Below are 16,605 nucleotides of genomic sequence, written 5' to 3' on the forward strand. Positions count from 1 at the left end.
GTAAGTTTTGGTACCTGCTATAAACTACCCTCTTTTATTCAATTAAAAAAGTTCCTTTATGAGACTCGTATTCATCAAGGAAGGAGATCATATATGGGGAAATTTAAACAGGTATTTAATTGGTTAGAATATGTTTTTTTAATGGGATCAAAATTCGGATTATTCGCAATGATGTTGTTAGTTTCTGGTGATGCTATCGGAAGATATTTTTTTGGCAAACCAATCGTTGGGACATATGAAATTGTTGAAATGTACCTTATGGTTGTTACCATTTTTCTAAGTATGAGTTATGTTATGAAAATCGGTGGACATATACGGTTGGATGTTGTTTTTGACAAATTACCTAAAACCTTACAAAAGAGATTAAACTTTTTTTATTACTTTTTAACGGCAATTTGGATGTCCTTTATTGGCTATTATGGTTTTCAAACAACTCACGAGGCTTGGGTCGAAAATCTAACAGAATCAGGAGTTGTATCCTTTCCCATGTGGCTTTCATATATTTGGGTTCCTATAGGCGCATTTTTATTATGCATAAGGTTGTTAATTATGTGTGTAAATACGCTGGGACCCAAAAGTGAATTGAAAGGGGAATGAAGACTTGTCAATTATAATACCACTTTTATTGTTAGCACTATTATTGATATTTGGAATGCCTGTTGCATTTGCAATCGGTATTTCTGGTTCAGTCGGCTTGATTCTTGCTGGAGGGTGGGAAGGATTTACTGGAATTTTGCTGACAGCTCCATATGCTAGTGTGAAAAGCTTTTTACTGAGTGCTATTCCAATGTTTATTTTAATGGCATCTTTTATGACGGTAAGTGGAGTAATGAAAGATCTGATAAGTGCTGCTTATAAATGGCTGGGCAAGTTGCCTGGGGGACTAGGAATAGCATCAGTCTTTGCTGGTGCGGTTTTAGGCGCAGTCTCGGGTTCTAGTCAAGCTTCGGCAGCCACTATGGCAAGTTCTGTAGCTCCGGAAATGAAAAAGTATAAACATAAAACACCATTTATTTTAGGAGTAGTTAGTATTTCAGGAACATTGGCAGTGATGATTCCCCCGAGTATTGTTTTGATTCTGTATGGGATATTGACAGAGACGAGTGTTGGTGCCCTATTAATAAGTGGTATTATTCCAGGGTTACTTACCGCATTGGGGTATATAGTTGTTATATTTATATGGGTCAAAATAAATCCGGATATTGCCCCTAAAATAAGTATGAATCCTACCACGAAAGAAAAAATTAAATCATTAAGTTCCGTATGGCCAATGTTAATTATTATTACAGCTGTACTTGGCGGAATATACAGTGGGATTATTACAGCAACGGAAGCGGGTGCTGTAGGGGCACTTATAACGTTTCTGGTTATTCTTTTTATGGGTAGATTCACGCTTGCCAAAATAAATCAGGCTTTAAATGATGCAATTAAAGCCTCCACGATGATTTTGACAATAATTATTGGAGCACATATATTTGGTTACTATTTAACAATGACACAGATTACACAAAAATTAGTGATGTTTGCTGAAGGTCTAGAGGTTTCAAAATACGTGATTTTACTTATCATTATGATTGTTTACTTGATTCTGGGCTTGTTCATGGATCAAATGGCAATCCTTATTTTGACTCTTCCGCTTACTTTTCCGATTATTATGTCACTTGGCTTTAACCCGATATGGTTCGGAATTATTGTTGCCAAAACTGCGGAAATTGGACTGGTAACCCCACCTCTGGGTATGAACGTTTATGTTGCTTCTGGGGCATCTGGCTTAAAGACATCAGAAGGGTTTCGAGGGGTGAAATGGTTTGTTTTGATGGATTTACTAGTTTTGTCTATATTAGTTCTGTTTCCGATACTCTCAACTTGGTTACCAAGCCAAATAAAATAATTAGGGGGCTATAACGTGAGTCTTTTTCGAACTTTTCTGTTTGTTCCGGGGTCTAACTACAGATGGTTTAACAAACTATCAAATTATAATGCAGATAATATAATTTTAGATTTAGAAGATAGCGTTCCTATCGGCAAGAAATCTGAAGCAAGATGGCATGTAGCTAATTCAATATCGAAGTTAAGCGAAAATCAACAGGTATATGTAAGGGTAAACAAAGAAGGGCTCAGCTATTCAAACGAAGATTTAAAGGTAGTCATTCAAAAGAATTTAACGGGAATAGTTCTTCCAAAGATAAATGGTCCTGAGGACATTGAACAATTATCGGAACAAATGGCTGAAATAGAAAAGCAAAAAAATTTACGAGTAGGAAAAATTAGTTTACTTCCAATCTTGGAGACCGCCCGATCTATGTATTTTGCTTATGAAATTGCAATACAAAAACGAATTGTTGCCATTGCGGGATTAACTGCTAAAGATGGGGATGTACAGAGAGCTATTAACTATCAGTGGACTCCGGGAGGATTGGAAACATTATATCATCGATCAAAAGTTGTTCTGGCAGCTCGTGCAGCGAATAAAATACCAATTGGTGGCCTGTGGCAAGATGTACATAATCTGAATGGATTAAAAAATAGTGCTTCATTCAACCGTCAATTGGGGTTTGATGGGGAGATGGTGTTACATCCGTCTAACATATCAGTTGTGAATAAGATATACTCCCCGTCCCAAGATGAGATTGCATATTATAGAGAGATGATTCATGAGTTTGAACAAGCTGAAAAGGCAGGGATGAATTCTATTATTTATAATGGTAGTCATATTGACGGAGCGCATATAAAAACAGCACGAAGAATATTGAAGTATATGGATAAAATAAATTATCAGAAGGAGGATAAGGGTGGGGAAATACTATGAAGAACTGAATGTTGGGGATGTTTTCAATCACAAAATAACAAGGACAGTTACTGAAACAGACAATTTGCTGTTTTCAACATTGACTCATAATACTCAACCTTTGCATTTGGATGAAGAATATTCAAAAAAAACAATTTTTGGCGAAAGAATTGTTAACAGCCTATATACATTATCTTTTGTAGTCGGTATAAGCGTAAATGATCTTACGCAAGGTACTACTCAAGGAAATTTGGGGTTTGAGGATGTCACATTTTCAAATCCTGTAAAAATCGGAGATACATTAAACGGTGTTACTGAAATAGTTGGAAAAAGAGAATCCAAATCAAGAAATAACGCAGGAATAGTAAGGTTTGAACATAGAGGCTACAATCAGAGAAATGAGCTTGTGGTAAAAGTTAAACGAGCTGGATTGATGCTAAAAAAAGAGTGAAATAAATAGAGATTCAAGTATGGAATTAGGAGGGAAAGCATGAATGGACCATTAAGTAATTTGAAAGTTATTGATTTTTCCTCAGTACTAATGGGACCTTATTGTACTATGATGCTAAGTGATATGGGTGCGGATGTAATTAAAGTTGAACGACCTTCAGGTGATTCCACTAGATATATTGGGCCTTCACACACCGAAGGTATGGGAAGTATGTTTTTGAATTTGAACAGAAACAAGCGAAGTATTTCACTAGACTTAAAGAAAGAAAAAAGCAAGAATGCGATATTTAAGCTTTTGCAGGAAAGCGATGTATTTGTACACTCTCTCAGACCACATACGATGAAAAAACTGGGGTTGGCATATGAAGATGTTGTAAAGGTTAATCCAAAAATTATATATTGTGGAATGTATGGTTTTAGCAAAGAGGGACCGTACAACACCAGACCTGCATACGATGATATAATCCAGGCAGCTTCCGGTATGGCTGCTGTACAAGGAGACATGGCTGGGGAGCCTCAGTATTTAAGTGCTTTGATAGCTGATAAAACAACCGGATTGATTGGTGCTAGCACGATTATGGCAGCATTATTACACAGAGAAAAAACGGGAGAAGGCCAGGAGATCGAAGTACCTATGTTTGAATCTATGGTCTCGTTTTCAATGGTTGAGCATATGTATGGCCACACATTTTCACCTCCTATTGGAGATTCTGTTTATCCACGTGCCGCTTCACCAAATAGAAAACCTTATAAAACCGCAGATGGATATATAAGTGTTCTCATATACAGTGATAAACAATGGCTGTCCTTTTTTGAGGTTTCAGGAAATGAACATCTCAGAAACGATCACAGGTTTAAAGATATCTCTGCACGAACAAACAATATTAATTACGTGTATGAAACTGTTCAAAAAATTATCGAATCAAAAACAACTAACGAGTGGCTGGAATTATTGGAGAAAGGAGATATCCCTTGCGTAAATGTGAATAGACCCGAAGATTTATTTCATGATCCACACTTGGAAAAGTTAAACTTTTTTGAAACAGTGAAACATCCTTCAGAAGGAAAAATTAAAAACATGAAATTTCCGGCGACTTTTTCATCCTCGAAAACAGAAGTGAGAAGGTTGGCACCTCATTTGGGAGAACATAGTGAGGAAATACTAAGGGAAGCAGGATATGACGAACAAGAGATAAAAAAAATACTAAATACTGAAGAAGTTTAATGAATCGACTTCTATGATAAGGATTTAAAACTATATAAATCTTTAAGTAAATAATGGTCATAAATTCCTTCGGGGTCGGGTGAAAGTATTTATCCCAATCCCGTTTCAATATCCTTTTGTCAGTATTTTTTGATGAAGGGTTTGTTAACATATAATCATTTGTTACACGCTGGGAGTGATGGAAGGCATATGACATAATCGGGATATTCAACATGAAAGATTCCAGCACATAAGCGTGAGTTTCATCATGGTAGCTAAAATTTCCCCATTCAAACAATGAAGCGATGATTATTTTCATACTGGAAAGAACGTATCAATCAATATGTAGCTTGGAATCTTGATCAGCTTTATTATAGATTACGAATCACCAATCGATGAACAGGTTTACGTTTTGGTCGACAGATTGCCGATGTACTTAAGCAATTAAAACTTTCAGCCTAAATAAGGCCAGTGACAAGGAGAGGTCTGTGCTTTTTATGGTTGCCAGTAGTATTGGTCAATTCGTTTTACAATACCCATTTTATGCTGGAATTATGTGAATGGTAAGTACATCAAGTTTAACGGCATTTCTGACGTAGCAAACCAGGACACTTTACCATCCCTTACTTATTTGTCTGCAGGAATAGCTAACATGTTTGTCAAAAGCATAATCTTCGAAGCGCTGATTCTAAGACGTGAGTAAAACACCTATAGACCGATAGGGTGTGTGATGCGCCGGGACATTGAAGTCTTCCTTAAAACAATCAAGTCCCTTTTGAAACTGCAGAAAGAATTTCAGGGCAGATCCTATAATTCCATGATTGCGCATACTACCATCGTGTTCACAAGGTATATTGTATTGTCCTGGCAACATCGATGCAGTACCGATGACCGCACACTTGGCGGTATGTTTTATGAACTCTGTGACGAAATAAATGAACTCGATTGGGCTGTGGCACTGCAGCAGTTAATCGAGCTTTTTGAAGATGTTTTAAAAAGGATTAATTACAAAGTCAAAAAGCTAATCAAAAGTCAATTACACCAATGGTTTGCCGCCTTGCCTAGTTCTATCAAGACATATCTGCCTAATTTGTCTGGAAGTTGAGTTATGTAAATATGAGTGAACTTTTTGTAAATGGAGAATGCCCCGGATTAAGCGGGTATTCTCTATTTTTAATTAACAATTAACTTTGGCGGAGGAGTTTAAATCTGTGTTTTTTGGGGTGGTTTTCGAATATTTCGGTTAACATTGGTCGGAAAAGTTGATTTTTGTCATGTAATATGACGTACGAATCCCGCGGTAATGGGCAGGCACCGGCGTATCGAATGGCTCGCTTATTGTGAGGTATGGACCAGGGTGCGAGCTGTGGGATTGGTACAGAAGCGGCGCAGCATGCATACGTATTGTCGACTGCTATGCTACTGCTTGGTCGTTTTGTGTTAAATTTTCAGTATCTAATGGGGGGCAATGCGCACAATAACCAGCATTGGAATCAACTTTTTTCCATAAGTGAAGCACGACGCTTCACTCGTTAGTTTTGAAATGATTAAAAATGTTGCATAAAGCTGGGCAGCAGCAGGTTGATATCAGCAACATCGGAAATCAAAAAATAATAAATTTTCAAATTAATTAATAATTCAATATTGACAGACATAAGATAAGCCTATATAATTCTGTATATAAAATCATATTCTGTATTAAAAACAAATGGTTCGTGGAGGTGAAATATGAAAAAGCAATATTTACAATCCAGGAAGCCAAGTTTAATTAATCAAATAGACAACACAAGCGTCACAATTGGTTCAACAGCTTTTTGGCATTTAGGTCAATCCGGTATTGCCGTGAAGTTGGATGATGTTGTTTGTTACATTGATCCTTATTTATCGAACTATATTGAAGATGAGAAGCTCGTTGATCCACCAGGTTTGCTAAAACGCAATTTTGATCCTCCCATTCATCCGATAGATGTTACAAATGCAGATGTCGTCTTAATAACCCATGAACATTTGGACCATCTTGACCCTGAAACTATAAAAGGAATACGTCAATCCTCTCCTAATGCTCATTTCGTTTGTCCGGCACCGTCTATTGAAATATTGACTGATTTAGGAATCAATAAGGAAAAAATTCACCCTGCCAAAGAACAAGAAGCCATTCAAATAAAAGGGGTACATATTCACCCCATACCGGCGAAACACGAGAAATATCTGCGCGATGAGAACGGCTGCCATTATTATCTGGGTTATGTATTACAATCAAATGATGTGACCTTATATCATGCTGGGGATACTATCTTATTTAATGAATTACTGGAATTTTTGAAACCGTTTTCAATAGATGTCGGTTTTCTCCCTATAAATGGAACCGATTGGAGGCGATCCAAGGAAGGTGCATTAGGTAATATGAATTTTCGGGATGCGGTGGAATTGACTCAAGCTGCTAATATCGATTTACTTGTCCCGGTTCATTACGATTTATTCGTATCCAATACGGAAAACCCGGCTTTTCTGGTTGATTATTTGTATCGTCAATATCCGCAACAAAAATTTAAAATGATGGTGCCGGGTGAAAGGGTGATTTATATGAAGGATTAATGTCAGGAATGACTGTTGCTGATGATGAAAGCCTTTTATCTTATTGAGCACAGTGAAAGGAATGATACTTTAAATGATGAGAAAGCTTCTCGTTTTGATTATGTTGGCGCTTTTTTTAGCAGCTTGTAACGCGTCGGAGGATGCCGAAAGCAGTTCATCCGAGGATGGGAAAACTACGTTGACGTTATGGCATTATTGGTCGGATCATTTGGAAACGGAATTGACAAACCGTGTGGAAGCGTTTAATGCGTCTCAATCAGACATTGAAGTTGAATTAACGTATGTACCATACAGTGAATTGACCCAACAGCTCTTAATCAGTGGAACAAGTGGTGATACCCCTGATTTGATTATCGGAGGAATCAATGAGATTCAATTTTACGCGGAATCCGGTATTTTGGAAAATATCACGGATAAAGTTGAGGAATCGGGTTTAGAAGATCGAATGTATGAGAATATTGCCGGCATTCATAAGCTTGACGGGGAATTTTACGGCGTGCCCTTACACACGAATGCTGTGGGGTTATTCTATAACACCGATATGGTCAATGAACCTCCAACTACGTGGGATGAATTGAAGCAAAAGGCCGCGGATTTAACGAAAGATGGTCAATATGGTTTTGCGGCTTCTGCTCATAACTCTCAGCACGGAACCGCTTCCTGGATACCATTTTTGTGGTCAACCGGCAGTGATGTTAGTGATTTGCAGAGTCCTGAGGCAGCTAAAGCGCTGGAATTATGGAAAGGTATGTATGATGAAGGCATCATGCCACAGGAAGTCGTCAATAAGAAATTAGAAGAAGTAGGGGCTGACTTTTATAACGGTAGCATTGCTATGACCATTGGTGGATCATGGATGATTCCAACATTCAATAATGAAGCACCGGATTTGAATTGGTCTGTTGCGCAGATTCCGAAAGATCAAACCCATTCATCCGTGATAGGTGGAGAAAGTATTGCGATTGGAAGCGGGCAGGCTGTAGAGGAATCGTGGAAATTCATCGCGTTTATGCTTGAACCTGATCGTCAGCTTGAATGGTTAAAAGCAACAGGAAATTTTCCATTCGGCAGTGAGGTAGCGAGTAATCCGTACTTTCAAGAAAATGAGGTCCGCAGTGTATTTGCTGATATCATCCAAAGCTCACAGGGTTATGGATGGGGAGAAAATCACAATGATATTAACACAGCCATTTATTCGGCTATTCAAGATGCGTTGGCGGGAGGGCAATCACCTGAAGAAGCGTTAAAGAAAGCAAGTGAAACCATTGAGCCGCTTTTAGAAGAAAAGTGATCCATTACCAGCTATAGGGAGCAAAAATAAAGGGAGGGATTTTTGTGAATGACAAGAATCATAAAGTTTATCTTCATAAAAAGAAATATACACGTGATAAAATGAAAGACTATACATTTTTGCTCCCTGCAGGTTTGTTTTTGACCGTTTTTCTCGTTTATCCGATATTCTACAATATCATTTTGAGTTTTCGTGATATCAATATTGGTAACTTAATCCAAGGTGAGCAACCATTTATTGGGTTTGAAAACTATCAAACAGTATTAAGCGATCCATTGTTCAGGACCGCATTAACCAATTCTATTATCTTTACGTTAGCTACGATTATTTTTTCAACCAGTATTGGATTCGCATTTGCTTTATTTTTTAATAAAAAATTTCCAGGGCACAAGTGGATGCGGTCTATTCTTCTTATTGCCTGGATGACACCAATCATTATTATTGGAACGGTTTTCAGTTGGATGTTAAGCGGCGATAACGGTATTATTAACGAACTTTTCATAAGCTTAGGGGTAATGTCTGAGCCCATCTATTGGCTAACCGATACGGATACGGCCTTATTAGGCACGATTATTGCAAACGTCTGGATAAGTATTCCGTTTAGTATGGTGATCTTGTTGTCAGGTCTGCAAGGCCTCCCTACAGGTATATATGAAGCAGCAAAGATAGATGGTGCCACCAGATTTCAGCAATTCAGGCACATTACATTGCCGTTAATGAAGCCTACTATATTAGTTCTGTTAATGCTGGGTGTGATTTTTACATTTAAGGTGTTTGACTTGATTTATATTATGACAGCAGGCGGGCCGGCGGATGCAACACAGGTAATACCATTTCTTGCTTACCAGTTATCCTTTGGCATGTATCGATTTGGGGAAGGCGCTGCCCTTTCAAATATTTCATTCTTAATCATCGGAGCAATTGCCGTCCTTTACCTCTACCTTATTCGGAAGGAGGAGGTCATGTAATGAAACGGAAAAAATGGCTGATGTCGATTACCGGGTTATTGATTGTTATTGGTTTCTTATTCCCTATCTACTGGATGCTTGCTTCATCTGTGAAACCATCTTCCGAAATTTTTGGTGATCCATCACTTTTTCCTAGGGAAATGACATTTGAAGCTTATTCCAATATATTTGCACAAAGTGAGGTCAAAATACTCAACAATATTCTCAACAGTTTTATAATCAGTTTTGGCGCAATGATTGGCTCGGTGTGTTTAGCTGCTCCCGCGGCCTATGCCATTGCCAGGAAAAATCTGAAAGGGATCACCCTATTTTTGTTGTTTATATTAATTGTTCAAATGTTTCCAAGTAATATGCTTGCATTACCGCTTTACTCGATGTTCGCGAGTATCGGGCTATTGAATACTTATATAGGTGTCATCATCGCCAATATGACATTGTCTCTCCCATTTGTGATTCTGATTATGAGAACTTACTTTTTAACAATCCCTACAGCACTTGAGGAAGCCGCTATCATTGACGGCTGTTCCAAATGGGGTGCCTTCTTTCGTGTCATATTACCGCTTGCAAGACCAGGAATTATGACTTGTGCAGCCTTTAGTTTTCTATTGGCGTGGGGAGAATTTTTATATTCGTTAACCATGCTTACCAATAATGAAAAATGGCCGATTACCGTAGCAATGCGACAATTTGTTGGACAATTTGGAACAAATTGGGGAGAGTTAATGGCATTATCTGCCGTATCAACCCTTCCCATTATCATTATATTTATTTTTACACAGCGTTATATTGTAAGCGGGATTGCAGATGGTTCAACTAAATAAAAGATGCTGTATAACTGAAAGGGGAATATTGTGACAAAATACAAGGTACCAGCACTAGAAAAAGCCATTACTATCTTGGACTTCATTGCATCACACAATGGAAAATATTCGATCACAGACATTCATAAGGAATTGGATATTTCCAAAACAACTGTTTTTTCGACTTTAAAAGTGCTTGAATATCACGACATGGTCAAAAAGAATGAAAAAGGACAATATAAAATTGGGGTGAAGTTATATGAATTGGGGATGTCTTACATCTCTGAAGTGGATATGGTGAAAATCGCACGTCCGCACCTTCAAAGATTGATGGAAGGTACAGGATATACCGTCCATTTAGGTGTGATTGACGAAGGAGAATTGCTGTATGTGGATAAGGTGGAGCCAAATTCTTTTATCCGCTTTTCCACCTTTCCTGGACTACGCTCGGATTTTCATATTACGAGCCTTGGTAAGGTTATAGCAGCCTACCTTGATGAAGAAGAGCTAGACAATTTGTTAGCCAATAAAGAACTCACAAAACATACATCGAGCACCATAAGGGATCAGAGTGAGCTGAGGCTTATTCTGAATGATATTCGGAAAAAGGGGTTCGCAATTGAAGATGAGGAAGAAGAAATTGGTGTCAGGTGCATCGGTGTTCCGGTTTTTAATGGGGAAAATGTCGTTGCATCCATTAGTATTGTTGGTCACACATCAATGCTCGATTTTAATCATGCTGATGAACTAATCAACCGGTTACAACAGACAGCGCAACATGTTTCAAAAGAATTGGGTGCTGTTAATGTTTCATTATAATTTGGGAGGTTTTATAAATGGAAAAAACACGTAACGCTGAATTGTATCAAGAAGCAAATGTATATTCTCCGGGTGGTGTTCATACCTCGATCCGGAATGTAGATCCTCATTTGATTTTTACAAAAGCAGAAGGTGCCTATATGGAGGATGTAGAAGGAAACAGATTTATAGACTATCAAGCCGCATTTGGTCCGTTTGTTCTTGGTCATAACTATCCTTTTGTAAATGAGCAGGTCAAAGAGGCAATCTCAAGAACTGATTTGTTCGGTGTAGGTACAACCGATATGGAAATAGAACTTGCCAAAAAAGTATGTGAACACGTCCCAGCATCTGAACAAGTACTATTTTGTAACTCTGGTTCTGAGGCAACCTATCATGCGATAAGATTAGCCAGAGCCGTTACTGAAAAAAAGAAGTTGATTAAATTTCAAGGTTGTTATCATGGATGGCATGATTATGTAGCCCGTAATATGCTGAGTGACTGGGATAAAATTGGTGAAAGGGATCCTGGCTCAGCAGGAATGATGGATGAAGCGATTGATAATACACTGATTTGTACGTTTAATGACCTGGCGGATGTAGAAGAAACATTACAAAAGAATAAGGGGGAAGTTGCAGCTATTATATTGGAACCAATTCCTCATAATATTGGATGTATATTACCTGAGGATGGATTTTTGCAAGGATTAAAAACGCTTTGTTCAGAATATGGGGCGTTACTGATTTTTGATGAGGTGGTCACAGGATTTCGTCATAGTATTGGCGGGTTTCAAGAGATTGCGGGTGTCACACCGGATCTTACAACATTAGGAAAGGCGATGGCGAATGGCTATCCAATGGCAGCTATCGCGGGGAAGAAAGAATATATGTCCAGGTTTAATACGCAGCCGGGAGGAGATGTATGGTTTGCAGGAACGTACAATGGCCATGCAGTAGGGACTGCTGCATCACTGGCAACAATTGAAATGATGGAAAAAGAACCGGTGCATGAACATATCTTCCGGTTAGGGGAAAAAATGCGATCAGGCATTACTGAAATTCATGACATGCTTAATATTGATGCATTTGTAGCAGGTTTTGGCTCGGTTTGGACGACGTATTTTATGGATTTCCAACCAAAGAAATATTCAGATCTGGAATATAATAATGGTGATTTATATGTACGTTACCGAAAAAAATTATTGGAAAAAGGTATTTTTAAAATGCCTATGAACATGAAACGAAATCATATTAGCTACAGTCATACCGATAAGGAAATTGACTTAACCCTTGAAGCCATTGAAGACGTACTGCGTGAATTAATATGAAGGGGTGGAGGTATATATGAAAATTACGGATGTCAAAACATATATAGCGGGAAATAATTGGAAAAATTGGGTGTTTACACAGGTTGAAACTGATGAAGGCATAACTGGACTAGGGGAAGCAACATTGAACGGGTTCGCCAAAACGACCGAAGCAGGTGTCCATGATTTGAAAAGGCTGGTGATCGGAAAAGACCCTTTTGATGTGGAACACCTTTCTTTAAGTATGTTCCGTAATTATTACTCTGACGGTGGACAGATTCAGGGTGCTGCGCTTTCCGGGATTGAGTACGGGTGCTGGGACATTATGGGGAAGGCATTAGGCGTTCCGGTCTACAAATTGCTCGGAGGAAAGGCTCAGCCCAAGCTTCGTGCCTATGCAAATGGCTGGTATCGTTCAGCCCGGACACCGGAAAATTTTTATAAAAATGCTAAACAGACTGTTGAGAAGGGTTATACGGCTTTGAAATTCGACCCTTTTGGCTCAGCTTGGAGGGTAGTTGATCGTCCGGATTTCTATTATGCTATTGAAAATATTGCTGCTGTCAGGGATGCCGTAGGAGAAGAAGTTGATATTTTAATAGAGGGCCACAACCGGTTCAGTGTTCATACAGCCTTGCAATTTGCTGAGGCAATGAGGCCGTATAGCCCTACCTGGTTTGAAGCGCCCGTTCCACCGCAAAAGATTTCTTCGATGGTGGAGGTTGCTAAGCGCAGTCCTGTACCGATCGCTTGCGGGGAAGATTACTATTGCCGGGAACAATTCTCGGAACTTTTGGCATATAACGCCGTTCATATTATTCAGCTGGAACCTCAGTATTTGGGAATAACGGCTGCGAAACAAATCGCTGCCATGACCCATGCCCATAACGGTGTGATTGCTCCGCATAGTGCGCAAGGACCACTTTGTTCTCTGGTATGCGCTCATTTGAATACAGCTACACCAAACTTCTATCTTCACGAAGTATTTGATGATTTCAATGTAGACTGGACACGTCAACTTTTGAATAATCCCATAAAGGTAGAAGATGGGTATATAACTGTCAATGAAGAGCCGGGATGGGGAGCAGAATTAAACCTTGATGTTGTTGAAGCCCATCCATATAACCCTAATAATTTCCTTCCTCTGTTCTCAGATGGCTGGGAAAAACGGCAATCGGTAGAAATGGATTGAATGAATATTGGGAGGAAGAGACATGGATAAATTACGTATCGGTATAGCAGGAATCAGCCGGGGCAGTCAATTTTATAAAGAATTCAGCAGAATAGAGGGTGTCGAAGTAACGGCTGTAATGGACCCTGACGAACAGGCGGTTGAAAAATTCCGCCGCCAATATTCTATTGATCATGGTTTCACTGAATATGAGGATCTGCTGAATGCGACTATTGATGCCGTTGTTATTGCTTCTCCGCTAAGGTTCCACGTTCAACAGGCTGTTGCTGCACTAAAGCAGGATATTCATGTTTTGTCGGAAGTAACGGCTGCAACTTCGACTGAGGATTGTAAAACGTTGTTTGATGCGGTTAAGCAGAGTAAAGCCCAATATATGATGGGAGAAAACTATTGCTATATCCGCGAAAATATTGCCATTCAAAATATGGCGCAATCCGGGGTTTTTGGCGAGCTTTATTTCGCTGAAGGAGAGTATCTGCATGATGTGAAGTATCTGCATTACGATGAGCACGGAAGACCGACTTGGCGCAGAACAGAAACAATGGGCAGAAGGGGATGCACATATGGCACCCATAGTCTTGGCCCGCCATTGGAATGGTTTGGGGAACGTGTTAAATATGTAAATTGTGTTGGACCGGGTTCACATACTGCTCCGGCGTATGAGAATGATGATACGACTTTGATGTTATGCAGAACCGAAAGTGGTGCTTTGATTAATGTAAGGGTCGATATGGTTTCAAACCGCCCCCATAACATGGGGTACTATTCCTTGCAAGGAACAAAAGGATGTTATGAAGCCCCGAGAGTACCAGGGGGCAAACATCGACTATGGTTAAAAGACTACGGCTTATCAAGTGAGAAATGGATGGATCTGTCGGATGTATATGAAGATTTTCTTCCTATAGATTTGATCGAAATGCCTGTAGAACGAACAAATGCGAATCATTGGGGTTCTGACTACTTTATGGTGAATGATTTCGTGAACTGTCTGCGTACAGATAAACCTGTAAGCATTGATATTTACAGAGCATTGGAATTGACGCTGCCAGGACTATATTCGGAAAAATCGATCGTTGCTGGTGGCAGCCCCGTGGAAGTTCCGGACGTTCGCCAATGGTAAATATCATGAATTGGAGGAACACATGTGAAGAATCTATTTCGGCAAGTTGATATAGATCGTGTTATACGTGATACGACTGAACTGATCGATATTCACGATACCGCTGGAGATACGGTTGAAATTACTGCTCTTTATGAAACGTTATTGAAGCAAGCGGGCTTTTCTGTCGAACGATATGAATGGATCCCAAATAACCCTACCTTAGTAGGACGCTATCGGGGCCATACCAATACGGAAGGGAAAACGCTTTTGTTTAATGGGCACATGGATGTTATTCCACTGGAACATAAACCGCCGCTGGTAAAGGACGTGAAAATATATGGTCGCGGTGCATGTGATATGAAAGGTTCCCTGGCAAGTATATTGGAAGTGGGAAGGATTTTGAAAACAACTCAATCAAAGATAGATGGCGAGATTGTTGTCATCGCAAACAGTATGCATGAAAGCCCCGGGGGGCGTGGAGAAGATCTCATTAAGTTAGCAGAAAGCGCAAAAGTGAAAGCGGATGCGGCAATTGTCATGGAAGGTGCTACGTACGATTGTACAATTGCCCAGCTAGGCTCCGCTACGTTTCACATAACGATTGAAAGAGAAGGGCAGCCGAGTCATCAATTGTATACATCAAGTGATGAACCACATCCCATAACAGTGCTTAGTGACGTCATCAAGGCTTTGGATCAAGACAATGAGAAATTGAAGGAAATAACAATTGAGGACATTGGACATGGGAGCTATTTTATCGGTAACGTTCAAAGTGGTGCTTTCTATAACCAAATGCCCCAACACGCCACTTTAGAAGGCGTTCGGCGATACGGGCCAGAGGAATCATTTGACGACGTGAAGCAGCAAATGATGCATGTATTAAATCATATTGCAGCAGAGCATGGTGTGGATATTTCTCTGGATATGAAAAAAGTAAGAGACGGTTATCGGATACAAAAAAATGAATTGGCAATTACCAGTCTCCAACAGGCTGTTAAAAAGGTAAGAGGAATTGACCTGCCTCCCGTTGGAAAAAAGCTGGTGACAGATGCAGGGATTTTTGCGAAAGATATGGAAATACCGACTGTTTGTTATGGGCCAGATCAACGTAAAGCACATAGTGAAGTGGAATATGTTGAGATAAGCGAATTGGAAAAATCCATCCAGGTGTATCTGCAGTTTATTCACGAATATTTAGGTATTAAAAGTGGGATTGCATCTGGATGATAAGGAGAGGTCTTGATGCGGGTACTTGTTACGGGAGCAGCAAGCGGAATTGGAAAAGGGATTGCTGAAAGGTTTTTATCAGAAGGGTTCAAGGTCGTTTTACTGGATAAAAATGAATCGCAACTAGCGGAGACAGTGCAACAAGCAAGTAAACTGAACGGAACTGCTGAATCGATTATTTGCGACTTAGGGGATGAAAACGACGTAAAATCTGCAGCAGATTCTGCGTGGAATTGCTGGGACGGACTTGATATATTAGTCAACAATGCTGGATTAGCCGTTCGTGAGGGTTTTGTAGATATCCCGATAGCAAACTGGGACCAAATTCTAAACGTCAATTTAAAAGGTACATTTATGTTAAGCCAGGCCATCGCAAAACGAATGATAAAAGAAAAGATTGCGGGGTCTATCGTCAATATGTCATCTAAAAATGGTTTATCAGGCAGTTCAAAGCTCGCACATTATAATACTTCCAAAGCAGGGATCAACCTTCTCACACAATCAATGGCAGTTGAGCTAGCAGAATATCATATACGTGTTAACGCCGTTGCACCAGGGTTTATTAAAACGCCGCTCGATCGTAAATTAAAGCAGAAAGAAAACGGTTTGACCCTCACTGAAAAAACACCAATGAATCGGATGGGAACTGTTCAGGAAGTTGCCAATGGCGTGTTTTTCTTAGCATCAAACGAAGCGTCCTATATTACAGGAACAACATTAGTGATTGACGGAGGACATCTTGCTAATGCAAGCGAATTTTAGATGACGTAAAATAGTTTGTGTAGATTCTTTGAGACAAAAAAAGAGGTAGGGTATCCTCAAAATTGGACAGAAAAAAAGAGAGGAGAAACCCTACCATGTCTCAAAGTATATCGAAAGATAG

The 16,605-nt window shown here is 39.5% G+C and carries 15 protein-coding genes and 1 pseudogene; all 16 read left to right on the forward strand.

Annotation, left to right across the window (positions count from 1 at the left end; genetic code table 11):
- The first annotated feature begins 93 nt into the window (after window positions 1-93).
- The 16 genes and pseudogenes from IEW67_RS11045 to IEW67_RS11120 all read left to right on the forward strand — a co-directional run bounded on the left by IEW67_RS11045 (window position 94) and on the right by IEW67_RS11120 (window position 16,484).
- On the forward strand, window positions 94-597 hold the full coding sequence (locus tag IEW67_RS11045; protein WP_188633129.1) for a TRAP transporter small permease: 504 nt from the start codon (window positions 94-96) through the stop codon (window positions 595-597).
- 4 nt (window positions 598-601) lie between these two features.
- Window positions 602-1,891, forward strand: a complete 1,290-nt coding sequence (locus IEW67_RS11050) for a TRAP transporter large permease (RefSeq protein WP_188633130.1) — start codon at window positions 602-604, stop codon at window positions 1,889-1,891.
- A gap of 15 nt (window positions 1,892-1,906) precedes the next feature.
- Window positions 1,907-2,809, forward strand: a complete 903-nt coding sequence (locus IEW67_RS11055; protein WP_188633131.1) for an HpcH/HpaI aldolase/citrate lyase family protein — start codon at window positions 1,907-1,909, stop codon at window positions 2,807-2,809.
- Complete coding sequence (locus IEW67_RS11060; protein WP_188633132.1) at window positions 2,793-3,239, forward strand: MaoC family dehydratase; 447 nt, start codon at window positions 2,793-2,795, stop codon at window positions 3,237-3,239. Before IEW67_RS11055 ends, IEW67_RS11060 begins: the two co-directional genes overlap by 17 nt.
- A gap of 39 nt (window positions 3,240-3,278) precedes the next feature.
- Window positions 3,279-4,463, forward strand: a complete 1,185-nt coding sequence (locus IEW67_RS11065; protein ID WP_188633133.1) for a CaiB/BaiF CoA transferase family protein — start codon at window positions 3,279-3,281, stop codon at window positions 4,461-4,463.
- Between the two features lie 709 nt (window positions 4,464-5,172).
- Window positions 5,173-5,547 (forward strand): annotated as a pseudogene (locus IEW67_RS11070) (IS4 family transposase); the annotation flags it as partial.
- Window positions 5,548-6,170: 623 nt separating this feature from the next.
- Window positions 6,171-7,037 (forward strand): MBL fold metallo-hydrolase, encoded by an 867-nt coding sequence (locus tag IEW67_RS11075; RefSeq protein WP_188633134.1) that lies wholly within the window; start codon window positions 6,171-6,173, stop codon window positions 7,035-7,037.
- 178 nt (window positions 7,038-7,215) lie between these two features.
- Entirely contained in the window at window positions 7,216-8,328 is a 1,113-nt protein-coding gene (locus tag IEW67_RS11080) for an ABC transporter substrate-binding protein (protein WP_229671766.1), read from the forward strand.
- Window positions 8,329-8,372: 44 nt separating this feature from the next.
- Window positions 8,373-9,296: a carbohydrate ABC transporter permease gene (locus IEW67_RS11085; RefSeq protein WP_229671768.1), complete on the forward strand. Its 924-nt coding sequence runs from the start codon at window positions 8,373-8,375 to the stop codon at window positions 9,294-9,296.
- Window positions 9,296-10,117, forward strand: coding sequence for a carbohydrate ABC transporter permease (locus tag IEW67_RS11090; protein ID WP_188633136.1), 822 nt, complete (start codon window positions 9,296-9,298; stop codon window positions 10,115-10,117). The genes IEW67_RS11085 and IEW67_RS11090 overlap by 1 nt, the downstream gene beginning before the upstream one ends.
- A gap of 30 nt (window positions 10,118-10,147) precedes the next feature.
- Window positions 10,148-10,915, forward strand: coding sequence for an IclR family transcriptional regulator (locus IEW67_RS11095; protein WP_188633137.1), 768 nt, complete (start codon window positions 10,148-10,150; stop codon window positions 10,913-10,915).
- A 17-nt stretch (window positions 10,916-10,932) separates the two neighbouring features.
- Window positions 10,933-12,222: an aspartate aminotransferase family protein gene (locus tag IEW67_RS11100; protein ID WP_188633138.1), complete on the forward strand. Its 1,290-nt coding sequence runs from the start codon at window positions 10,933-10,935 to the stop codon at window positions 12,220-12,222.
- A gap of 16 nt (window positions 12,223-12,238) precedes the next feature.
- Window positions 12,239-13,393 (forward strand): mandelate racemase/muconate lactonizing enzyme family protein, encoded by a 1,155-nt coding sequence (locus tag IEW67_RS11105; RefSeq protein WP_188633139.1) that lies wholly within the window; start codon window positions 12,239-12,241, stop codon window positions 13,391-13,393.
- Between the two features lie 22 nt (window positions 13,394-13,415).
- Window positions 13,416-14,513, forward strand: a complete 1,098-nt coding sequence (locus IEW67_RS11110) for a Gfo/Idh/MocA family oxidoreductase (protein ID WP_188633140.1) — start codon at window positions 13,416-13,418, stop codon at window positions 14,511-14,513.
- A 24-nt stretch (window positions 14,514-14,537) separates the two neighbouring features.
- Window positions 14,538-15,722 carry a M20 family metallopeptidase gene (locus IEW67_RS11115; protein WP_188633141.1) on the forward strand — a complete coding sequence of 395 codons (1,185 nt, stop codon included), beginning with the start codon at window positions 14,538-14,540 and terminating at the stop codon, window positions 15,720-15,722.
- A gap of 15 nt (window positions 15,723-15,737) precedes the next feature.
- Complete coding sequence (locus IEW67_RS11120; RefSeq protein ID WP_188633142.1) at window positions 15,738-16,484, forward strand: SDR family NAD(P)-dependent oxidoreductase; 747 nt, start codon at window positions 15,738-15,740, stop codon at window positions 16,482-16,484.
- Window positions 16,485-16,605 lie beyond the last annotated feature (121 nt).

The sequence above is a fragment of the Lentibacillus kapialis genome (genome assembly GCF_014646635.1).
GTDB classification, from domain to species: Bacteria; Bacillota; Bacilli; order Bacillales; family Amphibacillaceae; genus Lentibacillus; species Lentibacillus kapialis.